Origin of the sequence: Mesorhizobium sp. L-8-10 (genome assembly GCF_016756635.1) — a bacterium.
In the GTDB taxonomy this organism is placed as follows: domain Bacteria; phylum Pseudomonadota; class Alphaproteobacteria; order Rhizobiales; family Rhizobiaceae.
The window spans coordinates 6,845,934-6,869,466 of sequence record NZ_AP023263.1; the positions used below are offsets into that span (position 1 = coordinate 6,845,934).

At 62.9% G+C, this 23,533-nt stretch carries 26 protein-coding genes; 12 read left to right on the plus strand and 14 right to left on the minus strand.

From position 1 onward, the window contains the following. The first annotated feature begins 39 nt into the window (after nt 1-39). On the plus strand, nt 40-411 hold the full coding sequence (locus tag JN280_RS32005) for an MAPEG family protein (RefSeq protein WP_202308215.1): 372 nt from the start codon (nt 40-42) through the stop codon (nt 409-411). 442 nt (nt 412-853) lie between these two features. Then, nucleotides 854-1,186: a GYD domain-containing protein gene (locus JN280_RS32010; protein ID WP_202308217.1), complete on the plus strand. Its 333-nt coding sequence runs from the start codon at nt 854-856 to the stop codon at nt 1,184-1,186. Nucleotides 1,187-1,452: 266 nt separating this feature from the next. On the opposite strand, the gene JN280_RS32015 is transcribed toward JN280_RS32010, so the two are convergent. Beyond that, complete coding sequence (locus JN280_RS32015) at nt 1,453-2,637, minus strand: M14 family metallopeptidase (protein ID WP_202308218.1); 1,185 nt, start codon at nt 2,635-2,637, stop codon at nt 1,453-1,455. A 564-nt stretch (nt 2,638-3,201) separates the two neighbouring features. Between JN280_RS32015 and JN280_RS32020 the strand changes: the two genes are divergently transcribed. Continuing rightward, nucleotides 3,202-3,507, plus strand: a complete 306-nt coding sequence (locus JN280_RS32020; RefSeq protein WP_202308219.1) for a zinc ribbon domain-containing protein YjdM — start codon at nt 3,202-3,204, stop codon at nt 3,505-3,507. Nucleotides 3,508-3,634: 127 nt separating this feature from the next. Here the strand turns inward: JN280_RS32020 and pdxR are convergent, their stop codons facing one another. Continuing rightward, complete coding sequence (pdxR, locus tag JN280_RS32025) at nt 3,635-5,053, minus strand: MocR-like pyridoxine biosynthesis transcription factor PdxR (RefSeq protein ID WP_446720857.1); 1,419 nt, start codon at nt 5,051-5,053, stop codon at nt 3,635-3,637. 85 nt (nt 5,054-5,138) lie between these two features. Here pdxR and JN280_RS32030 point away from each other — a divergent pair, with 85 nt between their 5' ends. Next, entirely contained in the window at nt 5,139-5,762 is a 624-nt protein-coding gene (locus JN280_RS32030; protein WP_202308221.1) for an FMN-binding negative transcriptional regulator, read from the plus strand. 44 nt (nt 5,763-5,806) lie between these two features. Beyond that, nucleotides 5,807-6,457, plus strand: a complete 651-nt coding sequence (locus JN280_RS32035; RefSeq protein WP_202308222.1) for a LysE family translocator — start codon at nt 5,807-5,809, stop codon at nt 6,455-6,457. Between the two features lie 218 nt (nt 6,458-6,675). Here the strand turns inward: JN280_RS32035 and JN280_RS32040 are convergent, their stop codons facing one another. From JN280_RS32040 to JN280_RS32070, 7 genes are all read right to left on the minus strand, one after another. After that, on the minus strand, nt 6,676-7,815 hold the full coding sequence (locus JN280_RS32040; protein ID WP_202308223.1) for an ABC transporter ATP-binding protein: 1,140 nt from the start codon (nt 7,813-7,815) through the stop codon (nt 6,676-6,678). A 17-nt stretch (nt 7,816-7,832) separates the two neighbouring features. Beyond that, the gene (locus JN280_RS32045) at nt 7,833-8,195 is read right to left on the minus strand and encodes a cupin domain-containing protein (protein ID WP_244742368.1); all 363 of its coding nucleotides are present in this window, start codon (nt 8,193-8,195) and stop codon (nt 7,833-7,835) included. Nucleotides 8,196-8,234: 39 nt separating this feature from the next. Then, nucleotides 8,235-9,326: a Gfo/Idh/MocA family protein gene (locus JN280_RS32050; protein ID WP_202308225.1), complete on the minus strand. Its 1,092-nt coding sequence runs from the start codon at nt 9,324-9,326 to the stop codon at nt 8,235-8,237. Nucleotides 9,327-9,329: 3 nt separating this feature from the next. Further along, entirely contained in the window at nt 9,330-10,157 is an 828-nt protein-coding gene (locus JN280_RS32055) for a carbohydrate ABC transporter permease (RefSeq protein WP_202308227.1), read from the minus strand. Then, entirely contained in the window at nt 10,154-11,107 is a 954-nt protein-coding gene (locus tag JN280_RS32060; protein ID WP_202308229.1) for a carbohydrate ABC transporter permease, read from the minus strand. Before JN280_RS32060 ends, JN280_RS32055 begins: the two co-directional genes overlap by 4 nt. A gap of 41 nt (nt 11,108-11,148) precedes the next feature. Then, nucleotides 11,149-12,414 (minus strand): ABC transporter substrate-binding protein, encoded by a 1,266-nt coding sequence (locus JN280_RS32065; protein ID WP_244742373.1) that lies wholly within the window; start codon nt 12,412-12,414, stop codon nt 11,149-11,151. Nucleotides 12,415-12,494: 80 nt separating this feature from the next. After that, nucleotides 12,495-13,157 carry a GntR family transcriptional regulator gene (locus JN280_RS32070; protein WP_202308231.1) on the minus strand — a complete coding sequence of 221 codons (663 nt, stop codon included), beginning with the start codon at nt 13,155-13,157 and terminating at the stop codon, nt 12,495-12,497. A 130-nt stretch (nt 13,158-13,287) separates the two neighbouring features. Here JN280_RS32070 and JN280_RS32075 point away from each other — a divergent pair, with 130 nt between their 5' ends. After that, entirely contained in the window at nt 13,288-14,487 is a 1,200-nt protein-coding gene (locus JN280_RS32075) for a Tm-1-like ATP-binding domain-containing protein (protein WP_202308233.1), read from the plus strand. 7 nt (nt 14,488-14,494) lie between these two features. Next, the gene (locus JN280_RS32080) at nt 14,495-15,343 is read left to right on the plus strand and encodes a phosphoenolpyruvate hydrolase family protein (protein WP_202308234.1); all 849 of its coding nucleotides are present in this window, start codon (nt 14,495-14,497) and stop codon (nt 15,341-15,343) included. A gap of 198 nt (nt 15,344-15,541) precedes the next feature. On the opposite strand, the gene JN280_RS32085 is transcribed toward JN280_RS32080, so the two are convergent. Together JN280_RS32085 and JN280_RS32090 are read right to left on the minus strand one after the other, a co-directional pair. After that, nucleotides 15,542-16,054 carry an adenylate kinase gene (locus JN280_RS32085; RefSeq protein WP_202308235.1) on the minus strand — a complete coding sequence of 171 codons (513 nt, stop codon included), beginning with the start codon at nt 16,052-16,054 and terminating at the stop codon, nt 15,542-15,544. A gap of 76 nt (nt 16,055-16,130) precedes the next feature. Further along, nucleotides 16,131-16,835 (minus strand): DUF4336 domain-containing protein, encoded by a 705-nt coding sequence (locus tag JN280_RS32090; protein WP_202308236.1) that lies wholly within the window; start codon nt 16,833-16,835, stop codon nt 16,131-16,133. Between the two features lie 67 nt (nt 16,836-16,902). Between JN280_RS32090 and JN280_RS32095 the strand changes: the two genes are divergently transcribed. Together JN280_RS32095 and JN280_RS32100 are read left to right on the plus strand one after the other, a co-directional pair. Beyond that, nucleotides 16,903-17,511 (plus strand): TetR/AcrR family transcriptional regulator, encoded by a 609-nt coding sequence (locus JN280_RS32095; RefSeq protein ID WP_202308237.1) that lies wholly within the window; start codon nt 16,903-16,905, stop codon nt 17,509-17,511. Nucleotides 17,512-17,640: 129 nt separating this feature from the next. Then, nucleotides 17,641-18,018: a LysE family translocator gene (locus tag JN280_RS32100; RefSeq protein WP_244742378.1), complete on the plus strand. Its 378-nt coding sequence runs from the start codon at nt 17,641-17,643 to the stop codon at nt 18,016-18,018. A 116-nt stretch (nt 18,019-18,134) separates the two neighbouring features. On the opposite strand, the gene JN280_RS32105 is transcribed toward JN280_RS32100, so the two are convergent. Together JN280_RS32105 and JN280_RS32110 are read right to left on the minus strand one after the other, a co-directional pair. Next, nucleotides 18,135-18,935 carry a class I SAM-dependent methyltransferase gene (locus JN280_RS32105; RefSeq protein ID WP_202308238.1) on the minus strand — a complete coding sequence of 267 codons (801 nt, stop codon included), beginning with the start codon at nt 18,933-18,935 and terminating at the stop codon, nt 18,135-18,137. A gap of 579 nt (nt 18,936-19,514) precedes the next feature. After that, nucleotides 19,515-20,156: a dihydrofolate reductase family protein gene (locus JN280_RS32110; RefSeq protein ID WP_202308239.1), complete on the minus strand. Its 642-nt coding sequence runs from the start codon at nt 20,154-20,156 to the stop codon at nt 19,515-19,517. 107 nt (nt 20,157-20,263) lie between these two features. Here JN280_RS32110 and JN280_RS32115 point away from each other — a divergent pair, with 107 nt between their 5' ends. Together JN280_RS32115 and JN280_RS32120 are read left to right on the plus strand one after the other, a co-directional pair. Further along, complete coding sequence (locus JN280_RS32115; protein ID WP_202315173.1) at nt 20,264-20,614, plus strand: ArsR/SmtB family transcription factor; 351 nt, start codon at nt 20,264-20,266, stop codon at nt 20,612-20,614. Continuing rightward, a complete protein-coding gene (locus JN280_RS32120; protein ID WP_202315175.1) occupies nt 20,598-21,077 on the plus strand; it encodes an SRPBCC family protein in 480 nt (159 codons plus the stop codon). Before JN280_RS32115 ends, JN280_RS32120 begins: the two co-directional genes overlap by 17 nt. Nucleotides 21,078-21,419: 342 nt before the next feature. Here JN280_RS32120 and JN280_RS32125 read toward each other — a convergent pair whose 3' ends face one another. Further along, nucleotides 21,420-22,307, minus strand: coding sequence for an aldo/keto reductase family oxidoreductase (locus tag JN280_RS32125; protein WP_202308240.1), 888 nt, complete (start codon nt 22,305-22,307; stop codon nt 21,420-21,422). Nucleotides 22,308-22,402: 95 nt separating this feature from the next. Here JN280_RS32125 and JN280_RS32130 point away from each other — a divergent pair, with 95 nt between their 5' ends. Further along, complete coding sequence (locus tag JN280_RS32130; protein ID WP_202308242.1) at nt 22,403-23,323, plus strand: LysR family transcriptional regulator; 921 nt, start codon at nt 22,403-22,405, stop codon at nt 23,321-23,323. Nucleotides 23,324-23,533: the final 210 nt, after the last annotated feature.

Here is a 23,533-nt window from a genome sequence, read left to right on the forward strand (position 1 = left end):
TCGGATGGCTTTGTTCCATCCGAACGGAGGGAGGGGTCCATGTTGCCGATCACGGGAACCGTCGCCGCACTGGCCAGCGTGGCGCTGGTCGCACTGAGCATCCCGGTCAGCCTGCAGCGGATGAAGGTCGACACCAGGATCGGCATGGGCAGCGACCCGACCCTCTTGCGCCGCATCCGGGCGCAGGGCAACTTCATCGAATATGTTCCACTCGCGCTCATCGTCCTCGCGCTGTGCGAATTTCGAGGAGTACCCGCCGCCTGGCTATACACCATCGCCATCCTGCTGGTTCTCGGCCGGGCGCTTCACGTTGCCGGCATGCTGACTGGCGTGACGCCGATACGGGCAAGCGGCATGTTGGGAACGTACGGCGCGCTGCTGGTCGGGGCGGCGGTACTGGCGCTAGTCTAAGTCTAGAGTGCGCCGGGCGGCGGCTTCCTCAATGAGCAAAAGCAGCCGCCTGCACGGAATGCCCGCTCCTGGCACAACTCGCCCGAGGCTTCCGCCTTCCTCGCGCCGCGATTTGATCCTGGCGTCGACACCTGCGCCAAGTTGCACCGGTGCTGCTCATTCACCATCGGATTACTCTGAAGATAGGCGTTGACGCGGGTCCCCTAGCGCCCCGTATATTGTGCCGGGAACTTCCCTCCCCCCGCGCTCTCGTGCCTCGCTCGCCGCGACATCAACCTCGATTTCGCCGACACTTCCGGGCAACGGCCTCAGTCGCCGCACGGCGAGCTTGCTGCGACCTTTGATGTAGACCCAACAGACAAATTCTTGCCGCCAGAAATTTAGGATATTGTGTGTTCGGCAGATCACCCGACCTGCCCACAGCATTGTGGGAGAATGCAACATGCCACTGTTCATAATCACTGGGTGTTATTCAGCCACGGCAGCAAAGGGGATGATTGACAATCCCTCGGACCGAGAAGAGGCGGCCCGTGCAATCATGGAAGCAGCGGGCGGGAAACAGCATTCTTTCTACATCACGACCGGCGAAACCGACTGGATGGTAGTCGCTGAATTCGCCGACGGTGCCGATCTGATCCCCGCGCTACTCGTCGTCGGCGCATCGGGGGCAGTATCGAATGTCAAGACCGTGCGAGCATACACGGGCGCGGAATTCAAAGCGGCCCAAGAGAAGGCGAACAAAATCGCATCCTCCTACAGATCTCCGGCAAATTAAGCAGACCACTGGTTGAAATGCTTCTGGCAGCGGATTGAAATCTCCGCTGCCAGAACCGGTGCTGGCGCGTTCCCTCAGTGCTGGATGGACGTTCTCGGAACCGCGGCCGTCCGGCAGGAGGTCCAGATAGAGGCGCAGAGACGCGAGATCGATATGCGCCCCCGTGCAAGCAGGCGCCCCCCGGCACAAGAAAGCCGCGATCCCCGTCGCGCGGCTTATGGTGCCCCTCTACAGGGTGTTGCGTGAATGTCGCTCGCGCAGATGACCTACTCGGGATAGGTTTCAACGCCTTCCTGCGTCGCCTTGTTGAAAAGAATGAATACCAAGGGGTTACCAGGCTCGGACATTGCATCGCTGCGCTGACCCGTTATCTCTCCGGCCACGCCGCTTGTATACTCCGCAACAACTTCGCCGAAGCTGTTGCGCTGGATGGCCACCTTCTGTCCGGCCTCGACCTTGTCGTTGAGCTTGACCAGATGCTCGACGAGCCCACCCGCGGTGGCCAGGATGGGAAACGCACTATTGCCGACAAAGACGCTCACGTCCTTGCCGGTACGCCCCATCGGCCCGGCCACGATGCCGTGATGCTTGAGGACGTTCATCGTGCCTTCCACGAAGAGCGAGATCATCTCGAGGTCCAGGTGGCGGGCAGCCCCGATCTCCGGGCAAAAGGACGGGATGCCCGCGGCGACAAACGCGTTGTGGAGGACGTTGGGATATGTAGGGTTGTCGAAGATCTGGCCGACGGGATAGAGTTCCGCCATCGCCTTGATCTCAGGTATGTCCATCTCGGCAATATTGAATGCTGCGACCTCGAACCCGGTTGTTCCGGTGTGGAAGTCGATCGCGAAGTCGGCGTTTGGCCGCAGCAGCCGGTTGAACAGCAGCCCGGCGTGCCGGCTGGGGGCGGTGATGTCGTTCTCGTTGCCGGGCCACACCCGGTTCGTATCGACCAGATCCGGGCCCCTACCAAAATTGGGCCATCTGCGCTGCATGCTTTCGATGGCTGGGCGCGCTACGTCCGTGACCGCCATGACCGTGCCCGACATCTGTGCCGGATCGAGCTGGTTCATCACGGTCTGGACCGTGTGAATGGAGCTCATCTCGTCGCCATGCACACCGCTGGTCAGGACGCCGCGCTTGCCCGGATTTGCCCCCCTGGCGACCGTCACGGACACATGCCAATGCTGTCCGGTCGGCATCTGCACGCCCTGAAAGTACAAAAGGTGCTTCTGTCCGGGCGCCAGGTCGTTGACGTCGAGCGTTCTGACGACCTTCTTCCCGTCGATCACGTCGCCTGTATAGACGGTCCCCCCCGCTGTACCTGCCGCCGTGTCCTGGGCAATCGCGGAACCAGTGTTGCCGGCAAGGACAGCAGACGCGCCGACCGTGGCAATAGACGCGATCATGAAATCGCGGCGATCAAGACCTTCCTTAAGCTCTTCCGACATGATGGGATCCTTTGTCATTGTGAAAGGCAGCGTTCGTACTACGGCACCATATCGGTCACGAACATCCCCACGCGACTTCAAACTACGAGTATGCCGGCGAGACTCGCAAGGTGCATGCGACAGCAATGTCGGCAATGGTGAGACTTGAGCCGTTGCGCGTCCGGAATGCGCCGGTTGCTCGTATCGGTCAGCGAAACATACGACAGGAAACCGCAGTCCCGCCGTCGGCAACGTCCTTTGTCGGAACCGCTTAACCGCGATGGCGGGCCGTGCGGGATAGCGATGGGAACTTCGTCTGCGCCATAGCCCACCAACCCGTGTGGGATTTCTCCAGCGCTGCCGGGAGGGAGCAGCAGGTCGACGTTTCGAGGGCCCATCGCGACTTTCGCCTTCCGGCGCTCAGCGGCCAGCTTGCAGGTGCCCCCTTGCCATGGATATTGCACAGGCTGATGGGGTCGTATAGGCCACGTTCGCCGGACTATCGATGCCGATCGAACTTGAAGCCTGTTCCCGCACTGGGCGAGGCTTACTTGGTGAAGACCTTCTTTTTGACAGAGGCAAGGCGTGGCTGACGACAACGATGAATATGTCTACGACGAAGCGACCGGTGAATGGCGTCCGGCTGCCGAGATGGCCGCGTCCGCCAATGCCGATCAGGCCGTGGTTCGCGATGCTGCCGGGAATATCCTCGCCGATGGCGATTCGGTCACGCTCATAAAGGATCTGAAGGTGAAGGGGACCAGCCAGACCCTGAAGCAGGGTACGGTCATCAAGTCGATCCGCCTTACGGATAATGACCAGGAGATCGACTGTCGCCACGAAGGGATCAAGGGCCTTGTCTTGCGCACGGAATTCGTTCGCAAGCGCTGATACGCCTGCGAGCATGCCTCCATGACGGTCCGCATCGGGTCGCCAACGAGCCATGAGAACCGTGTCTACGCCAGGGATGGAACGTCCAGCAGAAGCCCGAAGCAGGTGAGCGTCCGGGCGCCGTCGATCAGGAGTGCTCGGCCAGCACGGACGCCAGCGCCGCAACGCCACGTCGCAGCGCGTCCGCGTCGAGCCCGGCGTAACCCAGGATGAATCCGGCCATTGCCGGCCTGGGCTCGGTTGGGTCATAGAGAGGTGAGACGGGATAGAGGCCGACCCCGACCGCCCTTGCCGCCTCGATGACCGCAGGCTCGCGCTCGGCAGCGACGCCGTTGATCCAGGCCACGAAATGCAGTCCCGTGCCGGCTCCCGCGATGGTGACCGCCGGGCCCAGATCTTCCGCCAGAGCCTGGAGCAGCACCGCCCGTCGTTCGGCGTTCTTTCTGCGGATGCTGCGGACGTGACGCTCATAGGCGCCGCTCGCAAGCAGTTCGGCAAGGGCGTCCTGTTCCGCCAACGGGGTGTGCCGATCCGTCAGCCGTTTTGCCTCGGCGAATACCGGACTCAACCTGGCGGGGACAACGAGATAGCCGAGCCGCAGCGTCGGCGAGAGTGTCTTGGACACGGTGCCGGCGTAGATCACCGCCTCCGGATCGAATGTCTGCAGAGGCGGTATGGGGGCGATGTCGTGACGATATTCGCCATCATAGTCGTCCTCGATAATGTAGGCACCGGTATGTGCGGCCCAGGCGAGGAGAGCGCGCCGCCGCCTCGCCGAGAGCACGCCGCCAAGCGGGAACTGGTGCGAGGGCGTCACATAGGCCAGACGGGCCAGGGGCAGCGCGTCCGTCCTGAGGCCGTCGGCGTCGACCGGAACGGGCACCGCAAGCCCTCCCACCGCCGCGAAGGCCTGGCGAGCCAGGTGGTAGCCCGGGTTTTCGATCACAAAAGGATCGCCGGGGTCGAGCAGCAGCCGCGCGCAGAGGTCCAGCCCTTGCTGCGAGCCATTCACGATCACGATCTGGTCCGCCGTGCAAGCGATACCCCGGGCTCGCCAGAGATAGGACTGAAGCGCGGCACGGAGGGTGGCAACTCCCTGAGGATCGCCGTAGCGCAGCCGCGCAGTGCGCCGGAGGACCGCTTTGTTCAGTGCCCGCCGCCAGGCCAATACCGGAAAGTCCGCCCCGGACAACTCGCCATAGCGAAAATCTGCAACGCGCGCCGCCGGCGCTTCCGCCGGCGAGGGCAAAGCAAGCAGGCGTTGCGCGAATGCGGAGAGATGCCGGGGCGCAGCACCTCTGCAGGGCATCGGCACCGTCACAGTTCCCAGCCCGGGGGCTACGGTCGCACGCGCGCCGGGCCGGATGGTCAGGTAGCCTTCGGCAACAAGCTGGCTGTAAGCCGCCGTCACGGTTGTCCGGGATGCGCCCCATTCGGCTGCAAATGCCCGTGTCGACGGCAGACGGTCGCCGGCTTGGAAGGCGCCGCTGTGTATCTGCTCCTTGATCGCTGCGATGATCCGGCGAGCGACGCCATCCTTCTCCAACTGGACCACAATCAACCTTCAAAACTGGATATTCTCAGCAAGCCAGATTTTCGGCATCTTCCCGTGCAACGCAAGGAGTTTCGCGATGTATACGCCGCCGGCCTTCCGCGACGACGACAAGGAGAGCCTCAGGGCAACGATCCGCGCGGCCCGGCTGGCGAACTTCGTCACCGCCACGAAAGACGGGCCGTTGGCCACACCGCTGCCGCTTTACCTCGACGAGAGCGAGGGCGAGCACGGCGTGATCTATGGCCATCTCGCGAAGGCCAATCCCCAGGCTCATCTTCCGCCGCTGGGCGATGGTCTGGCGATCTTCGCGGGGCCGGAAGCTTATGTGACGCCGGCGTGGTATGCGACCAAGCGGGAAACCGGGAAGGTCGTGCCGACCTGGAACTACGTCGCGGTCCACGCTTACGGCCCGGTCGAGTTCTTCGACGATGCCGGCAGGCTGCTGGAAGCCGTGACCCGCCTGACCGATCTCCACGAGGGCGGGCGCGCCTCGCCCTGGGCGGTGTCGGACGCGCCGCCGGATTTCATTCAGGCGCAACTGCGCGGAATCGTCGGCCTGCGAATGCCGGTCACGCGGCTCGAGGGCAAGCGCAAGATGAGCCAGAACCGGAACGCTGCCGACCGCGCCGGCGTAGCCTCGGGCCTCGCGGTGAGCGAGCGGGCATCCGACCGCGAGGTCGCCTCTCTCATCCCCTCGTGAAGACCCGCCCGCCTGTTCAGCAATCATAACCTTTCCGGTCCCACATGCCCGATTTGACACAATTCGCCCTGTACTTCGCCGCGGCCTTGCTGCTCGCCGTCACGCCCGGTCCCGGCATATTCTATGTCGCCGCGCGCACGCTCGCCGGCGGACGTACGGAAGGCATCGCCTCCAGCTTCGGCACGGGTCTTGGGGGCATGGTTCACGTCCTGGCCGGAAGCCTGGGTGTTTCCGCCATCGTGCTGGCGAGCGCGGAACTGTTCACGGCGCTGAAGCTGGTCGGGGCAGCCTACCTCGTCTGGCTCGGCCTTCGCACCTTCCAGTCTGCCCGTCGCGAGGCAGCGACCGTTCTGGATGGTGGCGCGGCGGCGCCTCCAGTCGGGGCCCGCCGGGCGTTTCGCGAAGGGGTGCTAGTCGAGGCGCTGAACCCGAAGACGGCCGCCTTCTTTCTCGCCTTCATCCCGCAATTCTTGGAGCCGACCGCCGGGGCCATCGCTTTGCAGTTCGTGGTGCTTGGCTTCGTGTCGGTCACGCTCAACACCCTCGCCGACATCGTGGTCGCTTTTGCTGCCAGCGGCATCAGGGAAGGCGCGGGAGCGCGTCCCGGCCTGATCCGCCGCCTGCGGGAGGGGTCGGGAGGCGCGATGATCGCGCTCGGGATCGGCCTCGCTCTGGCGAAGCGGCCTGCTGCCTGATTGCGCGGCAATCGGCGGGGCGGGCTGGGCAGTCGTGCCCTGTTGGGGTGTTGCCTTCCGGAAAGCAGCCGAGCCTAAGGGGAATCGGTCATTGCCCGGATTGGGCATAGGCGTTGAGCGGCACGTCTATCAGACAACTGCATCGGCGCGCGACTTTCCCTCCAGCGAAAACCTCGAAAGCGAATCGGACATCACCTCACGCACCATTGCCGGTAAGATCACGCTCGGCGATGGGCGACATGGCGAAACGCCTCGCTGCGCATCCCGTTCTGTCGCGAAACAGCCAGTTCAGGGGGCAACCGGCGTCCGTTCCCGGCGTCGAAGAAGTGGCTGCGGGCGGAGATGAAGGAAAGCCGGATCTTCTGTCCCGGCGCAACTTCCGCGCGGTCTTTGAGAATCAGTGTTACGTCCTGTCCGCAGGTCCGCGCCGTCACATGGGTTTCGGCGCCCGTTGGCTCGACGAGTCCGACAGTTGCCTCGATGCCATCGTCGGCAACAATCCGAATGTCCTCCGGGCGAATACCGAAGAGGACGTCCTTGCCGGCCAGATCGGCCGGAAATGACCGCACCTCGAGCGCCGAACCATCTTCGAGGCGCAGCCCGGGCCGGTCGCCGGCTATCAGGGCGCCGGGGATGAAGTTCATGGCCGGCGAGCCGAGAAAGCCAGCGACGAAGACATTGTCTGGGCGGTCGTAAAGATCGAGCGGCGCGCCGGACTGCTCGACATGCCCGCCCTGCATCACCACGATCCGGTCGGCCATGGTCATCGCCTCGGTCTGGTCGTGCGTGACGTAGACCGTGGTGATCTTGAGCTGCTGGTGCAGCGCCTTGATCTCGGCGCGCATCTGCACGCGCAGCTTGGCATCGAGATTGCTAAGCGGTTCATCGAACAAGAACACGTGCGGATCGCGCACGATGGCGCGTCCCATGGCGACACGCTGCCGCTGTCCTCCCGACAATTCGCGAGGACGTCGGTCCAGATAGGGTTCAAGCGCCAGGATATGGGCCGCCCGCTGCACCTGTCGGTCGATCTCGGCCTTGGCCACACCGCGCAGCTTGAGCGAAAAGCCCATATTCTGGGCCACGGTCATGTGCGGGTAGAGCGCATAGCTCTGGAACACCATGGCGATATCGCGATCCTTGGGCGCCAGGTCATTGACCACACGTCCGCCGATCCTGAGCGCGCCATCGGTAATCGTTTCGAGGCCGGCCACCATGCGCAGCAGCGTGGACTTGCCGCACCCCGAGGGTCCGACGAGCACGACGAACTCGCCATCGGCGATCTCGATGTCGACGCCGTGGATGACCTTTACGTTGCCGTAGGATTTGTGAACGCCTTCAAGCGTGATCGCAGCCATAGCAAGCTCCAGAAGTATCAGGCGACGCCGCCGCCTTCATGATCCACGGCGCGGCGCTGGCCGGTGGAAAACAGGATGAGCGCGAAAACCGGCTCCGAACCCACCGCGCGGGCCCAATGGCGGACGTCCTGGGGAATGCGAATGATGTCTCCCGCGCCCAGCATCACCGTCTCCTCACCTAGCCGGTGCTCGCAGGTGCCCGAAACGACATAGAGAAACTCCTCGCAATTCGGGTGCGAATGGAGTGGATTGCGCTGGCCGGGATGGATGAGGCAGGTTCCGAAGGTCATCCGGGCACCAGGCATGCGGTCGCCGGTGATCTTCCAGTTGAGCTCGCCCCAGTTGGTGGGCACGCGCTCGCCGTCATCGGACCGGGACACGAAACTATCCGCATTCATTGTCTCAAATGCTCCTTGCGCTCAGATCGCTGCGGTGACGCCTTCGGGCGTGAGGCTGTAGAAATCGAAGAGCTTCATGATTTCGAGGGCGTCCTCGAGCGTGCCCTTGACCAAGGGCCGATCCTCCAGCACCGCTTCGCAGAAATGCAGCACCTCGGGCACATAACCCAGCGTGAACATGTTGTTGTTGTAGAGCTGGCCCAGCGAGAATTCGGGCTCGTAGAGCAGAGCAGCACTTTCTTCGGGCTGGATCCAACTCGAGGCGCGTCCGTAGGTGGGAAGGTCGGCCCGCCGATAATGGGTGAGCTTGACGCCGTTTTCGACGATGGCGTGGCTCCATTCGCCGATCGCTTCGACCCGTTCGAACGGAGCCGCCCAGCTCTGCGCCGCCGAGAAATGCAGTGAGCCGATGGCGCCGGACTTGAAGCGCAAAGCCGCCACCGTGCCGCCGGTGTTGGCGGCCCATTCGAAGGTCGCCCGCTCGATCGGACCGGCAAGGAAATGGATGATCGAACCGGGGTGGTAGATGTGGTCGAGAAAACTCTGCATGGCGACGAGGTCGCGGCGATCGCCCGGCTTGGGAAGGCTCTGCGGGTAGCGCACCGTCAGTGCCGACAGCTGGCCGAAGCTGGAGGATTCGATGATGTCCTTGAGCTTTTCGATCGCCGGGAAGAAGGTCTTCTTGAGCCCGGTCATGATCTTCCTGCCGGTCTCCGCGCTCAGCGCCTGGAGCGCCTCGACCTCCGCGCGGCTGGCCGCGGTGGGCTTTTCCATCCAGACATGGGCGCCGGCCAGCACGCAGTCGCGCGCCAGTTCGGTGGCTCGCACATGGCCGTCCTCGGTATAGTTGGTGACGATGAAGACCAGCTCCGGCTTTTCGTCCGCCAGCATCCGGTGGTGATCGGTATAGGTCCGCTCGCCGCCGAAGACCCGCGCAAAGCCTTTGGCCCGCGCGGCATCGAGATCACAGATCGCTGCCAGATCGACCGGGGCATAGCGGAAGGTGGGATAGACGTTGCGATAGGCATGGCCGCCTGCTCCGATGAAGCAGGCCTTGAGGCGCCGCTGGTACTCGAAATTGTAGCGTATCTCCCGCGGGACGTGGTGCGGCATCGGTCAGCCTTTCAATGCGCCTTGGGTGAGGCCTTCGGTGAAGCGCCTCTGGGTGATGAGATAGAGCAGGATGATGGGCAGGAAGGTGATTACCGTGCCCGAGAAGACCAGCCGGAACTGGGAGGCATAGGTCGAGGCGAAGCGCACCAGCCCCAAGGGCAGGGTCTGCACTTCAGGACTGATAAGGACGATCAGCGGCAGGAAGAAATCGTTCCAGGTCGAGAGCGCCGAGATGATCACCAGCGCCTGCAGGGCCGGAGTGGAGAGCGGCAGCATCACCTGGAGCAGGATCTGGAAATGGCTGGCACCATCCATCCTGGCGGCCTCGACCAGTTCATCGGGCACGCCGATGAAGAAGCTGCGCATCAGGAAGATGCCGAAGGGAATGCCGTTGCTGACCTGCGCCAGGGTGATGCCGGCCAGGGAATTGACCAGACCCAGGTTGAACAGCACCTGATAGAGCGGAATGACGATGGCCTGGATCGGAATGGTGAGCCCGAAGATGATTGCGTAGAACATCCACTCACGCCCGGGAAACCGGATCTTGGCCAAGGCATAGCCGGCAGGCGCACAGGTGATAAGCGTCAGGATCACCACGCCCGCCAAATTCATGAGGCTGTTGGCAATCAACTCGCCGAAGCCGCCAATCTGCCAGGCATCGGCATAGTTCCGCCACATCAACTGCGCCGGGAGTGCGAAGGGATTGGCCTGGCCGATCTCGGCCTCGGTCTTGAGGCTCGACACCAAGAGCCACCCGAACGGCCCAAGGATGATGATGAAGACGGGCAGCAGAGCCAGTACTACCGGCCATTCGCCTTTGCGGGCACTCATCGTGCAAGCCTCGCGCGCCAGCGGTTGAAGACAATGGTGATGGTGATGGCCAGCGCCGACAGGAGGATGCAGAGCACCGCGGCAAGGCCATGATCCTGCGCAGAGAAGGCGAGGCGGTAGATATAGGTGGTGATCAGTTCGCTCTGATAGTACGGCCCGCCATCGGTCATCACGAAGACCGTGGCGAAGCCCTTGAGGCCGTTGATCAGCGCCAGCGAGACCACGAAGGTCATGACCTCGCTCAGCCCCGGCAGGGTGACGTAGATGAGCTTCTGGAAGGCGGAGGCACCGTCGATATCGGCAGCCTCGTAGAGCGAGTGATCGATGTTCTGCAGCCCCGCAATGAAGAGCAGCATATAGAGCCCGAAGCCCTGCCACGAACTGGCGACATTGACCGAGAACAGCACCAGCGCCGGGTCCGACAGCCAGCCCTGGGTCCAGCCGCCCAGACCTAGCTGGTCGAGGCCGGTATTCAACAGGCCAAAGAACGGATCGTATATGTTGGCCCAGATCACCCCTACCACGGCCAGCGAAACCAGATGGGGCAGGAAAAAGGCGGTGCGAAAGAAGACATGCGTCTTCCTGAGCCGGCCGATGGCCAGCGCCAGCCCCAACCCCATCCCGCCGGCCAGAACGAGGTGATAAAACAGCCAGAGGAAGGTGTGCCTCAGGCTTTGCCAGACGATGGGATCGAGGGCGGCGCGACTGTAGTTGTCGAGGCCGACGAAGTTTGCACTGGTGTTGAGCCCGCGCGAGTCGGTGAAGCTCAGCCACAGGGTCAGGACGATGGGAGCAAGCGTGAAGACCGCATAGATCGCCAATGCCGGAAGCATCAGCGGCAGGGCCGAGCGCAGGCCATCCTGCCCGGCGGCACCGCCAGGCCTGCCGCGGCGGGTGACACGGGCGGGCTGACCGCCCGTGTCCTTGGCGCTGGTTGGGAAGGAAGTCATTGACATAGGGCAGCCAGTTTCGCGCGTCTGGTGAAGAGGCGCTAATGCGCCTCAGCCATCTTGGCTTGAATCTGGGCCATGCCCTCATCGCCGGTGATCTGGGCACTGATCAGCCCCTGGATGACCTGGAAGTAGGTATCGAGCACGCTCGCCGGCAGATAGACGCTTGGATTGTAGCCGACGCCGCCGGCCGCCGCGCTGAAGATTTCGGCCAGGATCTGCGTGGGCGGATTGTAGCCCTTGATGGCGCGGGGATAGAGCATGGTGCTGGCCGGATTTTCGGCGCGGCGCTTCATCACCTCTTCGGAAAGGATGAAGTCGATCCATTTCATGGCCAGTTCCGGCTGCCTGGAATTGGCCGGGATCATCCAGCTCCAGCCGACGCCTCCGGTGGGCATGGCGACCCCGATATCGCTGGGCATGGCGGCAAAGCCGGCATTGGCAAGGTCATAGCCGGCATTGCGGGCATTGGCAGTGAACCAGGGGCCGGCCACGAACATGGCCGCACGCTTGTTGAACCAAAGGCGAGCTGCGCCATCGAGATCGAGTGCCGCCATGTCTTTGTCGATGAAACCGGCGTCGACCAGTTCGCGCACCCGCACCGCACCCAGCGCTATGGAGGGATCGGTCCAGGGCAGCTTGCCGGCAATGGCCTCGCCGACGACAGGCGAGCCGCTCGACGCCTGCAGTACATTGCCGAACAGATGCCCGGCGCTTCCGGCCGTACGCGGCCCGATGGCTATCGGGTTGATGCCCTTTTCCTTGATCTCGCCCATCAGGGTCAGGAAGTCGGCATAGGTGCCCGGAATGGCCCACCCGTTTTCGGCGAACATGTCCTTGTGATACCAGATGCCCAGGGCGTCGAGCCCGTCGGGCACTTCATAGATTTCTCCGCCGCGCTGCGACTTGAGCTCTTTATAAAGCCAGGGATATATCTGCTTGTCCCAGCCGCGCTCGGTGTAGGCGGCAGTCAATGGCGCCACCAAGGCCGCGTCGACCACCGTGGTGACGCGCGCAATGCCCGAATTGGTCAGCATCACGTCCGGGCCGGCATTGGACTGGATCGCCGCCTGTACGGCGCCGTTCGAGATGTTGCCGGTTGGCGGCATGAACTCGACCGTAACGCCCGGATTGGCCGCCTCGAAATCGGACTTGATGCCATTCCAGAGTTCGGCGACCAGCGGCTCGGTGATCTGTTCGGGACCCCACATGACCAGGGTCTGCGCCCGGGCGGCGGTGGCGGCTCCGAGCGTGACGGCGGCGGCGAGTGCCGCAAGGGCAGACGCCATCAAAGTTCGTCTCTGCATTTTTCTTCCTCCTGTTGAGCGTGCCGTTTGCCGGCACTGCGTCTTGGTGCAGTTCACAACTGGCCGTCCGGCGGCCGGGCTTACTTCGCCTCTTCGTTATGGAAGCGTTCGAGAACGGCACGTTGCACGTCGGCAATGTGGGCCGCCATCAGGGCACTTGCGCGAGCGATGTCGCGGGCACGGAACGCTGCCAGTATTTCGTCGCGTTCCCGCGCGGCACGCTGGGCGAAATCGCGGCTTTCATTGGCAATGGTGCGACCGATCTGGATCTGGAGCGCCAGCCGGTTGAGCGTTTCGATCAGCGCCGCATTGTCCGAAAGCTCGGCAATGGTTTCGTGGAACACCCTGTCGCGCGCACCATAGACGGCCAAGTCGCCGGCCTCGAGCGCAGCCACCGCTTCGTCGAGAATACGTTCGAAAGCCTGGATATGCCGGTCGCTCATATTGGGCACGGCGAGCCGGACCGCGAAGCATTCAAGCGTCTTGCGCAGTTCATAGAGGTCCTCGACCTCCTTGCGCGAAAAACTGCGCACGTAGAAGCCGCGATAGGGCCTGATCTCGATCAGCCCCTCCTTTGCAAGCGTGCCCAATGCCTCCCGGAACGGGGTGCGGCTCACCTGCAGCTTTTCGGTCAGCGCCTTCTCGTCGAGCGGCGCGCCGCTCGGCAGTTCGCCCGAAACGATCATCCGCACGATTTCCTCGTAGATGCGTTCGCGCAGCGTCAGGTGGCGGGGTGCGTTCATGGTGGTTCCGTTGTCTGTTCCTAATTGCATACAATATTTTCAGAAGTATACAAGATGGAAAATGCACGATAAGAGTTTTGCATGCTTTTACGAGGGTAGGCAGCCGGCCCCGTGCCGATGGGAGGATGAGATGGCGAAGGTCTATGTGGTGGGAACGATGGACACGAAGGGTCCCGAGTTACGCTTTGCCGTCGAGGCGGTGCGCCAGGCAGGCGCCGGCGCGGTCCTGCTCGATGTGGGCACGCGGGGCGTGAGCGAAGGTGCGGACATTTCGGCGCTTGAGATTGCCGCGCATCATCCCCAGGGAGCCGAAGCGGTGCTGGGATTGACCGATCGCGGCCAGGCGGTCTCCGCGATGGCCCGTGCCCTCACCGCCTACCTCGCCACCCGCAGCGATATCGGCGCCGTGCTCGGCCTGGGCGGCACCGGCAATACCGCGCTCGTCACCGAGGCGATGCGCTCATTGCCCATCGGCCTGCCCAAGTTGATGGTCTCCACCGTCGCCTCCGGCAATACCGCCCCCTATGTCGGCCCCAATGATCTCGCCATGATGTATTCGGTGGTCGACGTGGCCGGTCTCAACGCCATTTCGCGCAAGGTGATCGGCAATGCCGCCCATGCCGCCGCGGGCATGGCCCTCCATCCGGTGCCCGCCGCCGCGAGCGACAAGCCCGGCCTTGGCATGACCATGTTCGGCGTTACCACGGACTGCGTCACCACGGTGCGCCGGATCATGGAGGCCAGCCACGACGTCTATGTCTTCCATGCCACCGGCGTGGGCGGCCAATCGATGGAAAAACTTGCCGACAGCGGCCTGGTAGCCGGCCTCATCGATGTCACCACGACCGAGGTGCCGGACCTTTTGGTCGGCGGCGTCTTTCCAGCCACCGACGACCGGTTCGGCGCCGCCATCCGCACCCGTCTTCCCTATGTCGGATCGGTCGGCGCCGTGGACATGGTCAATTTCGGCGCGCGCGATACGGTACCGACCCGGTTTGCCAAGAGGCGGCTCCATGTCCACAATGCGCAGGTTACGCTGATGCGAACCACGGCCGAGGAAAACCGGGCCATCGGCACTTTCATCGTGGCACGCCTCAACCGCATGGAGGGGCAGGTCCGCTTCCTCATTCCTCTCAAGGGTGTGTCGGCCATCGACGCGCCGGGACAGCCGTTCCATGATCCCGAGGCCGACGCGGCACTCTTCGATGCCATCCGAACGGGCTGGATCGAGGCCCCCAACCGCCGGCTGGTTGAACTCGACCTTCATATCAACGATCCGCTGTTCGCTGCGGCCCTTGCCGACAATTTCCGCCAGATCGCCAATGGATAAGCCTCTCATGACCCGCCCGACCAAGACCGAAATCCTCGCCCGCCTCCGCGCCAAGATCGCGGCCGGCCGACCCATTGTCGGCGGCGGCGCCGGCACCGGCCTCTCCGCAATGGCCGAGGAGGCCGGCGGCATCGACCTCATCGTCATCTACAATTCGGGCCGCTACCGCATGGCCGGCCGCGGTTCGCTGGCCGGGCTCCTGGCCTATGGCAACGCCAATGAGATCGTCGTCGAAATGGCTCATGAAGTGCTGCCCGTGGTCCGCAGTACCCCGGTCCTGGCCGGCGTCAACGGCACCGATCCCTTCATGCTGCCCGACCAGTTTCTCGACAAACTCACCGCGCTCGGCTTTGCAGGTGTACAGAACTTTCCCACGGTCGGACTGATCGACGGGGTATTCCGCGCAAATCTCGAAGAAACCGGCATGAGCTACGATCTTGAAGTCGCGCTGATCGCACGTGCCGCGGCCAAGGGCATGCTGACCACGCCCTATGTCTTCAGCACCGACGATGCCACCAAGATGGCCAGGGCAGGCGCCGATATCGTCGTCTGCCATCTGGGCCTGACCACCGGCGGCGCCATCGGGGCGCAGACCGCGAAGACGCTCGACCAATGCATCGCCGACATAGATGCCTGGGCCGCGGCAGCCCGCAGCGTCAACCCCGAAATCATAGTGCTGTGCCATGGCGGCCCCATCGCCATGCCCGAAGATGCCAGCTATGTGCTGGCCCGCACGGCCATGTGCCACGGCTTCTATGGCGCCAGTTCGATGGAACGCCTGCCAACAGAAATAGCCATCCGAGAGCAGGTCGCCCGCTTTGCCGGCCAGCGGGATATTGCCAGGACCGAAGGCTGAAGAATTTGCGGGGGCCCAACGTATCCTTTGAGCCCAATCCGAGACCTCGGCCCAAGCGGTTTGAAAATCCGCTCTTCGTTTCGCCGACACTGGAAGCCGCCAGTCCGCTGTCCTGAAGCTTTTCCAACGCGGGCCGCCAACGCCAGCGGCAAACATCTCGCTGCGGCCCGCATCGAAAAACCTTCAGGGAATCAGTCCCTACCCGGATTGGGTATAGGCGTTGAGATCATCGATGGATTTCAACCGAGTGACGACTTTCCCCATGGCCTCCTGCTCGGCGCACAGCGCTCTCAGGCGGGGCATCCATTCGCGGTCGACTGTCCAGATTATCTCGAAAAGCTTGCCCGTCGGCGGCATGTCGCGGTTGCCCGCTGGAGGATGCTCGATTGTCCCGCTCGCCCAGGCCATCTGGCGTTCCGCTGCAAGCCAAAAGTGAACCCAAAGCGGCATGTCTATCAGAATGATTTCCGTTGCGCGCTCGATACGGGCGTGGATGGAAGGGAGATCACCGCCGCCGTCGACGATCCATGCATCCTGCTCGATTATGTCCGTGTGCTGCTGCTCGTAGACATCCCTCGGCGCGACCGACCAATCGGATTGCCAGTAAAGGCGGTCTATCTCGAAATACGGCAGTCCTCTTTTCCTTGAGAGCTGCCGGCCAAGGGTGGATTTTCCGCCCGCCGTGTTTCCCAGTATGATGATCCGAGCCATTTCATGCCCTGCAGCCGATCGGTGCGCCGGCTCCACGGTTGCACGCGGCAAGCATATCCACAACGGTGGAATGCAGTCATGGGCCAGCCAACCAGCGAAATGAGCGACGTATGAAGTCCTGACCACCTTCGACGACCGGGTCTCCGTGGGCCATCAGCACTTTCTCGGCGGGCCATGCCAGAACACGCTGGATGGACGCACGCGCGGCGCGACGATCGATAAAGGCGACGCGAAATTTTCGAGGTACCGATGGTTCGGCAGCCACCATCAGATCCAACCGGGCCACAATTGCTCGCCAGCCACTGAACCATCCGGGGTGAAAATGCTGAACGAGATCGGTGAAAAGCACCGTTCCACTTCTGCGATGGAAAAAGACAATCTCGGTCGTGATAAGGTTGCCCCGGATGACGGCCAGATCGATGTCATCCACCCAATCCGCAATTGGAGCATCGTCGAAGTCGCCGTCGAACCTGATGTCCATGCGCTTATCTCGCAGGCCCGGCGGCGCATAGACCTCTGCATTGGGGTAAGCGTGCTGCCAACCGCCGAGGAACGTGTGGTGAAGCGAATTGGGCGGGATCAGGTAGCGCACCTCGCCCAACGCGTCGACCGCCGCGCGAAGATCATCCGAGAACTGCGTCGGCGACCATATTAACAGACCGCCACCGGACAATCTGATGACGGCCATGCGCGTGGGATAGTGAAAGCCGCCGGCCGCCGTGACGGCCGGACCGTCCGCGATCCATATCTCGGGACCGAATTCCTTAAGAACAGCGACCATTGGCGCCAAAGATCGGCCATGGGCCGCCTCAGTTTACACATGTGTAAATTTACACTATTGTAAAAATATGGCAATCCCGAAGCGAACGGAGCGGTCTCAAAGTCTCATCCTCGATGCTGCCGACGCTGCGTTTCGGGAGTTGGGGTTTGCCAACACCTCCGTGGAGGAAATCGCGACGCGCGCGGGGCTGACCCGCAAGACGGTCTACAATCTGTTCAGCTCGAAAGAGGAAATCGCCCTGCGCCTCATCGCCCGCGCGGAAGCGGGCGATGCAATCTATCGCGCGCGCATGGAGGCAAACGAAGACGTATTCGCTCTGCTCGAACTCGTCTTTCTCGACAGCGCGCGCTGGTGCCTTGCAAATCCTTCGATCGCGAGACTGGCGCTCGCCCCCTCCGAACGACCGTCGCTCGAACCGCCATCCGATCGCCCGTCCTTCCAGCGGCTCGTCAGAGACCTTCTGGTGCTCGGCCAACAGCAGGGCGTCGTCCGCAAAGATGAGGACCCCAATTTCATGTCGCTGGTTCTGCTTGGGATCTATGGGCAGGCAATGCTCACGGCCCTTTCGAGAGGGTCATTTGGCGACGACGAGATCAGACATGTCATCCGTATCGTCGTCGAAGGCATTGCCGAACGGTCCTCGTCGCAAGCCGATGGCGCCGGTTTTAGAACGTGACACGGCTCGAGGATCGATATTGAGAACCGCCGTCTGGCTCCCACCAATCGGGGCCCTGGCAAGAGGCAAAGCCACCGGGCAGGTCGCTAACGAGCGAGCACCTCGCGCAGTGTAGCCGGCGCGCGCCCGATGAGATTCGCCAGCGTCGGATCGGTGGCGGCGAATTCTCCCGCGCGTGCTGCGCGAAAGGTGCGGTGGGTTGCCCGCAGTGGGCGGCTGCGCGTCAGCGAGGCGCTGAACCCGAAGACGGCCGCCTTCTTTCTCGCCTTCATTCCCCAGTTCGTGGAGCTGACCACGGGGCCCGTCGCATTGCAGTTCGTGGTGCTCGGCTTCGTGTCGGTTATGCTCAACACCCTCGCCGACATCGTGGTCGCTTTTGCTGCCAGCGGTATCAGGGAAGGCGCCGGAGTGCGTCCCGGCCTGATCCGCCGCCTGCGGGAGGGGTCGGGAGGCGCGATGATCGCGCTCGGCATCGGCCTGGCCCTGACGAAGCGCCCTGCTGCCTGATTGCCCGGCCATGGAAAGCGGGCATCCACACGTGACGCATCGAATCTCCACATCGCGGACCTTCGTGGCCTTCACGCCGGACCCAGCCAAGGTCGCCGGCTGATCCGCCGCGGACATCAAGATTTCGGCTTTCGGGCAACGCACTCGCACCGGCATCGCAAATAGACGGCGTCGAGTTCGCCTGCCCAGGCATCCCAAGATGATCGGGCCTCATCGAGCTCGGCTTCCGTTGCGAGCCCCCTGCCGATCAGCTTCGGGCCGAGAGAACTCAGGCTCTGCTTGGCATCCCTGACCGCTTCTCTGCGGGTCAGGTCGTCAGCGCTATGATTGACGTAACTCGCTCCCGTCCAGAGCGGCACGAAACCGTGCGACCGCAGGATTGCTCCTTGCCGCCGGCCAAAGTGGAGAGCATCAGGCTCATCATGTTCATACCATCTCTGCCAAAGGTCGAGCGAGGTCCTGAGCCCTGCCAGATCCGGATGCAGTATATTGCCCCCGGCATCAGCGTCCCTCGTGGCGACCAAGCCTCCTGGCCGCAGCACCCGTCTCGCCTCTGCCAGCGTTCTGGTCAGCGTCGGTGCATCCTGATGATAGAGGACGGCGTGGAAGAAGACGGCGTCAAACTCCCCCTCGGCGAACGGCAGGGCCGTCATGTCAGCTACAGCGAACGACAGGTTGCCGGTCTCCTCGACAAGATGATTTGCCGCGGCGATCGATCGAGGCTGGATGTCAATGCCGACTGCCGACCTAACGTGCGGCGCGATCGTCGCTGTAATATTTCCTGGCCCACAACCAACATCGAGCAGGCGCATATCGGGTTGAAGAAAAGGCAGGAAAAAGGCTGAAGATTCCTGTCCTCTTTTCTGCTGAAAGCTCAAGATAGAGCTGTCATATCGGGCTCTCTTCAACTCGGTCATAGGCGCTCCCGGCGACTGCAAATCAGTCCTAGTCCGTCCGTCAGTGAGATGACGGGGCTGTGACGGCCAAGCGCGAGAGAAGCCCGCTTGCCACCGTTTTCACGACATTTCCCGGTAGACTGCGAAGGGCGGAGACGGTCGAAACCGCGCGGTCGACCTCATCCACGCGATGAGGACTGGCACCGTGCTGGCGTTGCTGGAGAAGTCGCCGGATGAATGCGCTGGCCTGTCGGAGGCGGCACGCAAGGCCGCTTTTGCCGCGATCATCGATGAACGATCGGACCCCGTCGACGGAGGGGCTTCAGGAATGCCTCGGCCTTGCGCGCCCGTCCTGACGAAGTGACGGCGCTCACGCCTGGTGAGTACCTCCTCCTCGACGAGCTGCAGAGAAGAATTTCCGGCTCGAGGTAGAGGCCTTGCCCCTGGAGAACGGCCGCTCGTTGGGGCGACTGGTGATTTTCGGCAGCGTTTGAGCACAATTGAGTGGCTGCTCCATAGACGCAGCGTTCCGAAGCCCCGGAAGGCAGCCAAGGGCCAAGTCTGGATAGCCCATGACCGCCGTAAGCCGCTGGCCGATGGCTAGCGCTGGAACGTGAGGTGGACGGTCCCGCTCTCGGCCGTTTCGGTCTTGGTGGTGTAGCCGGCCTCCAATCCGCGCAACCCGTCCCAGAGGCGTATGCCCCGCCCCAGCAGGATCGGAGCAATGGCGACATGGAGGCGGTCCACAAGTCCGGCCTTGAGATAGTCGCGGACCATGGTTGGTCCGCCACTTATCCGAACATCCTTGCCGTTTGCGGCTTTTTCGGCCCGCTGCAGCGCATCGACCGGGTCGGCCGCGAGGAAGTGGAACGTGGTGCCGCCAGCCATCTCTATTGATGGCCGGGGCGTGTGCGTCAGGACGAAGACCGGGCAGTGAAATGGCGGCTCGTCGCCCCACCAGCCCTTCCAGTTCGGATCATCGGGAAAGTTGTGCAGGCCGAACTTGCCGGCCCCCATGATCTCGGCGCCAATGTTGGTGAAGTAATCCTTCGTATACGCATCGTCGAGACCGGTGGTGCCTTTGCCGCTGGTGTCCTTGAGCACGCGCTCCCGAAACGTCCTTGTGGCGACGTACGCTCCAACCAGCCGCGACCAATCGGAGCCGAACGGGTTATCGGGCGTCTGGTCCGTCGTCGTTGCGAAACCGTCGAGCGAGATAAGAAGGTCGACACGTGCTGCCATTGGCCTCTCCTGATAGTAAGGTATATGCCTTATTAATGTGGGCAGAATACAAAGGCAAGTGCCTTATTATTGTTGACGCAGGTGGACGATCCGCCTTACCGTGGCGCATGCCTTATCATTCGACCCCACTCGACCTTGCCTTTCATGCTCTCAGCGACCCGACCCGCCGCGCCGTGGTGTCGCGGCTTGCCGAAGGGGAGATGCCTGTCAGTGTCCTGGCCGAGCCTTTCGACATGGCGCTGCCCTCCTTTGCCCAGCATCTCAAAGTGCTGGAGGATTGCGGATTGATCGCCAGCGAGAAACGCGGGCGCAGCCGCTGGTGCCGGCTGGAGCGGGCGCGCTTCGAGGAGGCGGCAAACTGGATGGAGGCGGAGCGGCGACGCTGGGCCGAGCGGCTCGACCGGCTGGAAGCCTATTTGGACAGGACGGAAGAGAATGACGATGGAAAAGCTGTTTGAGACCTGGTCGCTCGACCGTGAGATCGTGCTCGTCAAGGTGTTGAAGCACCCGCGCCATAAGGTCTTCGCCGCTTGGATGGACCCGGAAGCGCTGGCGCAATGGTATGGCCCGGCTGGCCTCAGCATCGAGAACCACGAGGCCGATATCCGCGAGGGCGGGGAATGGCGCTTCGACATGGTGGGCGAGTTCGATGGCCGACAGCAGCGTTTTCCCAACCTCATGCGCTTCCTGAAGATCGTGCCCAACGAACTGATCGTGATGGACTATGGCACCCCGGACCTCGACGACCCTGAGCGCTTCTACATGACGGTTACCTTCGATGAGCAGACCGACGGCAAGACCGTATTGACCATGCGCCAGCTTCACCCAAGCCGCGAACGGCGTCAGGTGGTCGTCGGTTTCGGCGCGGTGGAGTATGGCCTGCAAACGCTTGATGGTCTGGCCGCCTGGCTGGATGGCTGAACGCAGCACATCTGGAGGTTTCCGGTCGCTGCCATGGCGCCATGATCGACCGCTTTCAGGACTTTGCGGCCCAATCCCAACGACGGGAATGCCGTCGCTGATCTTCAAGATAGATCGGGCTGTAGCGTACAATCGGCGGTTCTCGGCGCCGCTTGGTGCGGGTGCGGTGATCGACGGCAATATCGCGCTGTCGAGGGCAATCGGCGGGGTTTGGCGGGCCGAGAACGACGAAACGGAGAACTGCGTCTACGCCATAGCCCTCCAAATCCCTCCTAAATGTACCTTCGAAGGCGACGAATATGCATGGCAGTTTCCGCCCACGCTGGATTTTGCCTGCTGCTATTACGTGATCGAACCTGTGCGCCTAGCAATGCCGTCCAGCTCCCTGAGCGCATCGCCAGGCAGATCGAATTCGGCAGCGGCAAGATTCTCCCGCAGGTGCGCAACGGACGAGGTGCCTGGGATCAGGAGAATGTTGGGCGCGCGGCGAAGTAGCCAGGCAAGCGCGACTTGCATGGGCGTGGCACCGAGATGCTGGGCGACGTCGGATAAGGCGGACGACTGCAGCGGAGTGAAGCCACCGAGCGGAAAGAACGGCACATAGGCGATGCCGTCACGGGCAAGATCATTGATCAGCGCATCATCAGCCCGATGCGCCAGATTGTACTGGTTCTGCACGCAGACGATCTCGACAATTCTGCGTCCTTCGGCAATCTGCGTGGGGGTGACATTGCTCAGCCCGATATGACGCACCAAGCCCTGCCGCTGAAGCTCGGCCAAGACAGTGAGCGGCGCCTCGATGGACCCCTCGGCGGGGCCGTGCACGTCGAACATGATCCGAAGGTTGACCACATCCAGTGCGTCAAGCCCGAGATTGCGCAAATTGTCATGCACGGCGCGGGTCAATTCTTCGGGCGAAAAGGCCGGGAGCCATGATCCATCCGCGCCTCGCAGTGCGCCGATCTTGGTGACGATGACGAGATTCTCGGAATAAGGCGCGAGCGCTTCGCGGATCAGTTGGTTGGTGATGTGGGGGCCATAGAAGTCGCTGGTGTCGATGTGATTGACCCCGCGCTCGACGGCCTCACGCAGCACAGCCAATGCCGCATCATGGTCCTTGGGCGGGCCGAAGACACCAGGCCCTGCGAGCTGCATGGCGCCGTAGCCGAGTCGCTTCACAGCGCGGTCGCCGAGGGCGAAGGTTTCGGACTGGTTGTCGATGCCGGTCATGATCTTTTCCTTTGTCTGACAAGACGACAGATAGGCGGTGTCCATCCTGGTGATAACCGAGTACAATCCGGACAGGCTGTGCGGATTGGCGAACAGTGAAAATCGATCTGGGTGACCTGAACGCTTTCGTAGCGGTGGCGCGCGCCAGGGGCTTTCGCGATGGGGCGCGCGCAAGCGGCGGCAGTGCGTCGGGATTGAGCGAGGCGGTGCGCCGCCTTGAGGCGCAGCTCGGTGTCAGGCTGCTCAACCGGACGACGCGCAGCGTCGTCTTGACCGAAGCCGGCCATGGCCTGCTGGAGCGGCTCGGCCCGGCGTTGACCGAGGTGGAGTTGGCCCTCGACGTCGTGAATGGCTTTCGCGACCGGCCGGCGGGCTCGTTGCGTCTGAACGTGCCCGTCAGCGCGGCGCGGCTGGTGCTGCCCAGCATCATTCCGCCGTTTCTCGCCGCCTATCCCGATATCCGGCTGGAGGTGATCACTGAGGAAAGCTTCGTCGACGTGTTGGCGGCCGGATGCGATGCGGGCATCCGCTACGAGGAACGGCTGGAGCAGGACATGATCGCGGTGCCGATCGGGCCTCGTGTCCAACGCTTCGCCACCGCGGCTTCTCCGGCTTACCTTGATCGCCATGGTCGGCCCGAACACCCTCGCGATCTGCTTGGCCATGCCTGCCTGCGCGGCCGCTTTCCGAGTGGTGCGATGATGACGCCATGGGAGTTCGAGCGCGAAGGCGAGGTGGTGCGGGTCGATCCGACGGGTCCGTTGACCGTAGGGATCGGCGGAGCAGTCGATCTCGCCGTTGATGCAGCGATCGCCGGCGTCGGCATCGTGGGGCTGTTCGAGGACTGGCTACGTCCCTATTTCGAAAGCGGCGCCCTCGAACCCATCCTCGAACCTTGGTGGGAACACTTCTCTGGGCCGTTCCTCTACTATCCCGGACGGCGTCTGGTTCCGACCCCGCTACGGGCGTTTGTCGACTTCATCAAGGCACCGGCTGCACAATCTGGAATCCGCTGAACATGCAGCGTGCGAATGGGCACCTCCAGCGCAAAACCGAAGACGCATCAGCCAATGTCAGATCTCCATAGTCGCCGATGCGGCGATCGGCGGCTGTTGGGTAGCTACCTCGCGGAATATCGTACATGGCGTGTAATCGACGGCGGATGGCGGACCGCGCGGGATTCGAACTTCCATGACGAGGCAACCAGGCTGCCGCCTATTTCCGCC

Coding starts and splice junctions, on each gene's coding strand:
- JN280_RS32085 (WP_202308235.1), bottom strand. CDS start 16,054: ATGGCTCGGATCATCATACTGGGAAACACGGCGGGCGGAAAATCCACC.
- JN280_RS32105 (WP_202308238.1), bottom strand. CDS start 18,935: ATGACCGAGTTGAAGAGAGCCCGATATGACAGCTCTATCTTGAGCTTT.
- JN280_RS32050 (WP_202308225.1), bottom strand. CDS start 9,326: ATGCCGCACCACGTCCCGCGGGAGATACGCTACAATTTCGAGTACCAG.
- JN280_RS32125 (WP_202308240.1), bottom strand. CDS start 22,307: ATGACCGGCATCGACAACCAGTCCGAAACCTTCGCCCTCGGCGACCGC.
- JN280_RS32030 (WP_202308221.1), top strand. CDS start 5,139: ATGTATACGCCGCCGGCCTTCCGCGACGACGACAAGGAGAGCCTCAGG.
- JN280_RS32070 (WP_202308231.1), bottom strand. CDS start 13,157: ATGAACGCACCCCGCCACCTGACGCTGCGCGAACGCATCTACGAGGAA.
- JN280_RS32110 (WP_202308239.1), bottom strand. CDS start 20,156: ATGGCAGCACGTGTCGACCTTCTTATCTCGCTCGACGGTTTCGCAACG.
- JN280_RS32060 (WP_202308229.1), bottom strand. CDS start 11,107: ATGACTTCCTTCCCAACCAGCGCCAAGGACACGGGCGGTCAGCCCGCC.
- JN280_RS32120 (WP_202315175.1), top strand. CDS start 20,598: ATGGAAAAGCTGTTTGAGACCTGGTCGCTCGACCGTGAGATCGTGCTC.
- JN280_RS32100 (WP_244742378.1), top strand. CDS start 17,641: ATGAGATTCGCCAGCGTCGGATCGGTGGCGGCGAATTCTCCCGCGCGT.
- JN280_RS32090 (WP_202308236.1), bottom strand. CDS start 16,835: ATGGTCGCTGTTCTTAAGGAATTCGGTCCCGAGATATGGATCGCGGAC.
- JN280_RS32040 (WP_202308223.1), bottom strand. CDS start 7,815: ATGGCTGCGATCACGCTTGAAGGCGTTCACAAATCCTACGGCAACGTA.
- JN280_RS32055 (WP_202308227.1), bottom strand. CDS start 10,157: ATGAGTGCCCGCAAAGGCGAATGGCCGGTAGTACTGGCTCTGCTGCCC.
- JN280_RS32035 (WP_202308222.1), top strand. CDS start 5,807: ATGCCCGATTTGACACAATTCGCCCTGTACTTCGCCGCGGCCTTGCTG.
- JN280_RS32015 (WP_202308218.1), bottom strand. CDS start 2,637: ATGTCGGAAGAGCTTAAGGAAGGTCTTGATCGCCGCGATTTCATGATC.
- JN280_RS32115 (WP_202315173.1), top strand. CDS start 20,264: ATGCCTTATCATTCGACCCCACTCGACCTTGCCTTTCATGCTCTCAGC.
- JN280_RS32005 (WP_202308215.1), top strand. CDS start 40: ATGTTGCCGATCACGGGAACCGTCGCCGCACTGGCCAGCGTGGCGCTG.
- JN280_RS32010 (WP_202308217.1), top strand. CDS start 854: ATGCCACTGTTCATAATCACTGGGTGTTATTCAGCCACGGCAGCAAAG.
- JN280_RS32065 (WP_244742373.1), bottom strand. CDS start 12,414: ATGCAGAGACGAACTTTGATGGCGTCTGCCCTTGCGGCACTCGCCGCC.
- JN280_RS32095 (WP_202308237.1), top strand. CDS start 16,903: ATGGCAATCCCGAAGCGAACGGAGCGGTCTCAAAGTCTCATCCTCGAT.
- JN280_RS32075 (WP_202308233.1), top strand. CDS start 13,288: ATGGCGAAGGTCTATGTGGTGGGAACGATGGACACGAAGGGTCCCGAG.
- JN280_RS32080 (WP_202308234.1), top strand. CDS start 14,495: ATGACCCGCCCGACCAAGACCGAAATCCTCGCCCGCCTCCGCGCCAAG.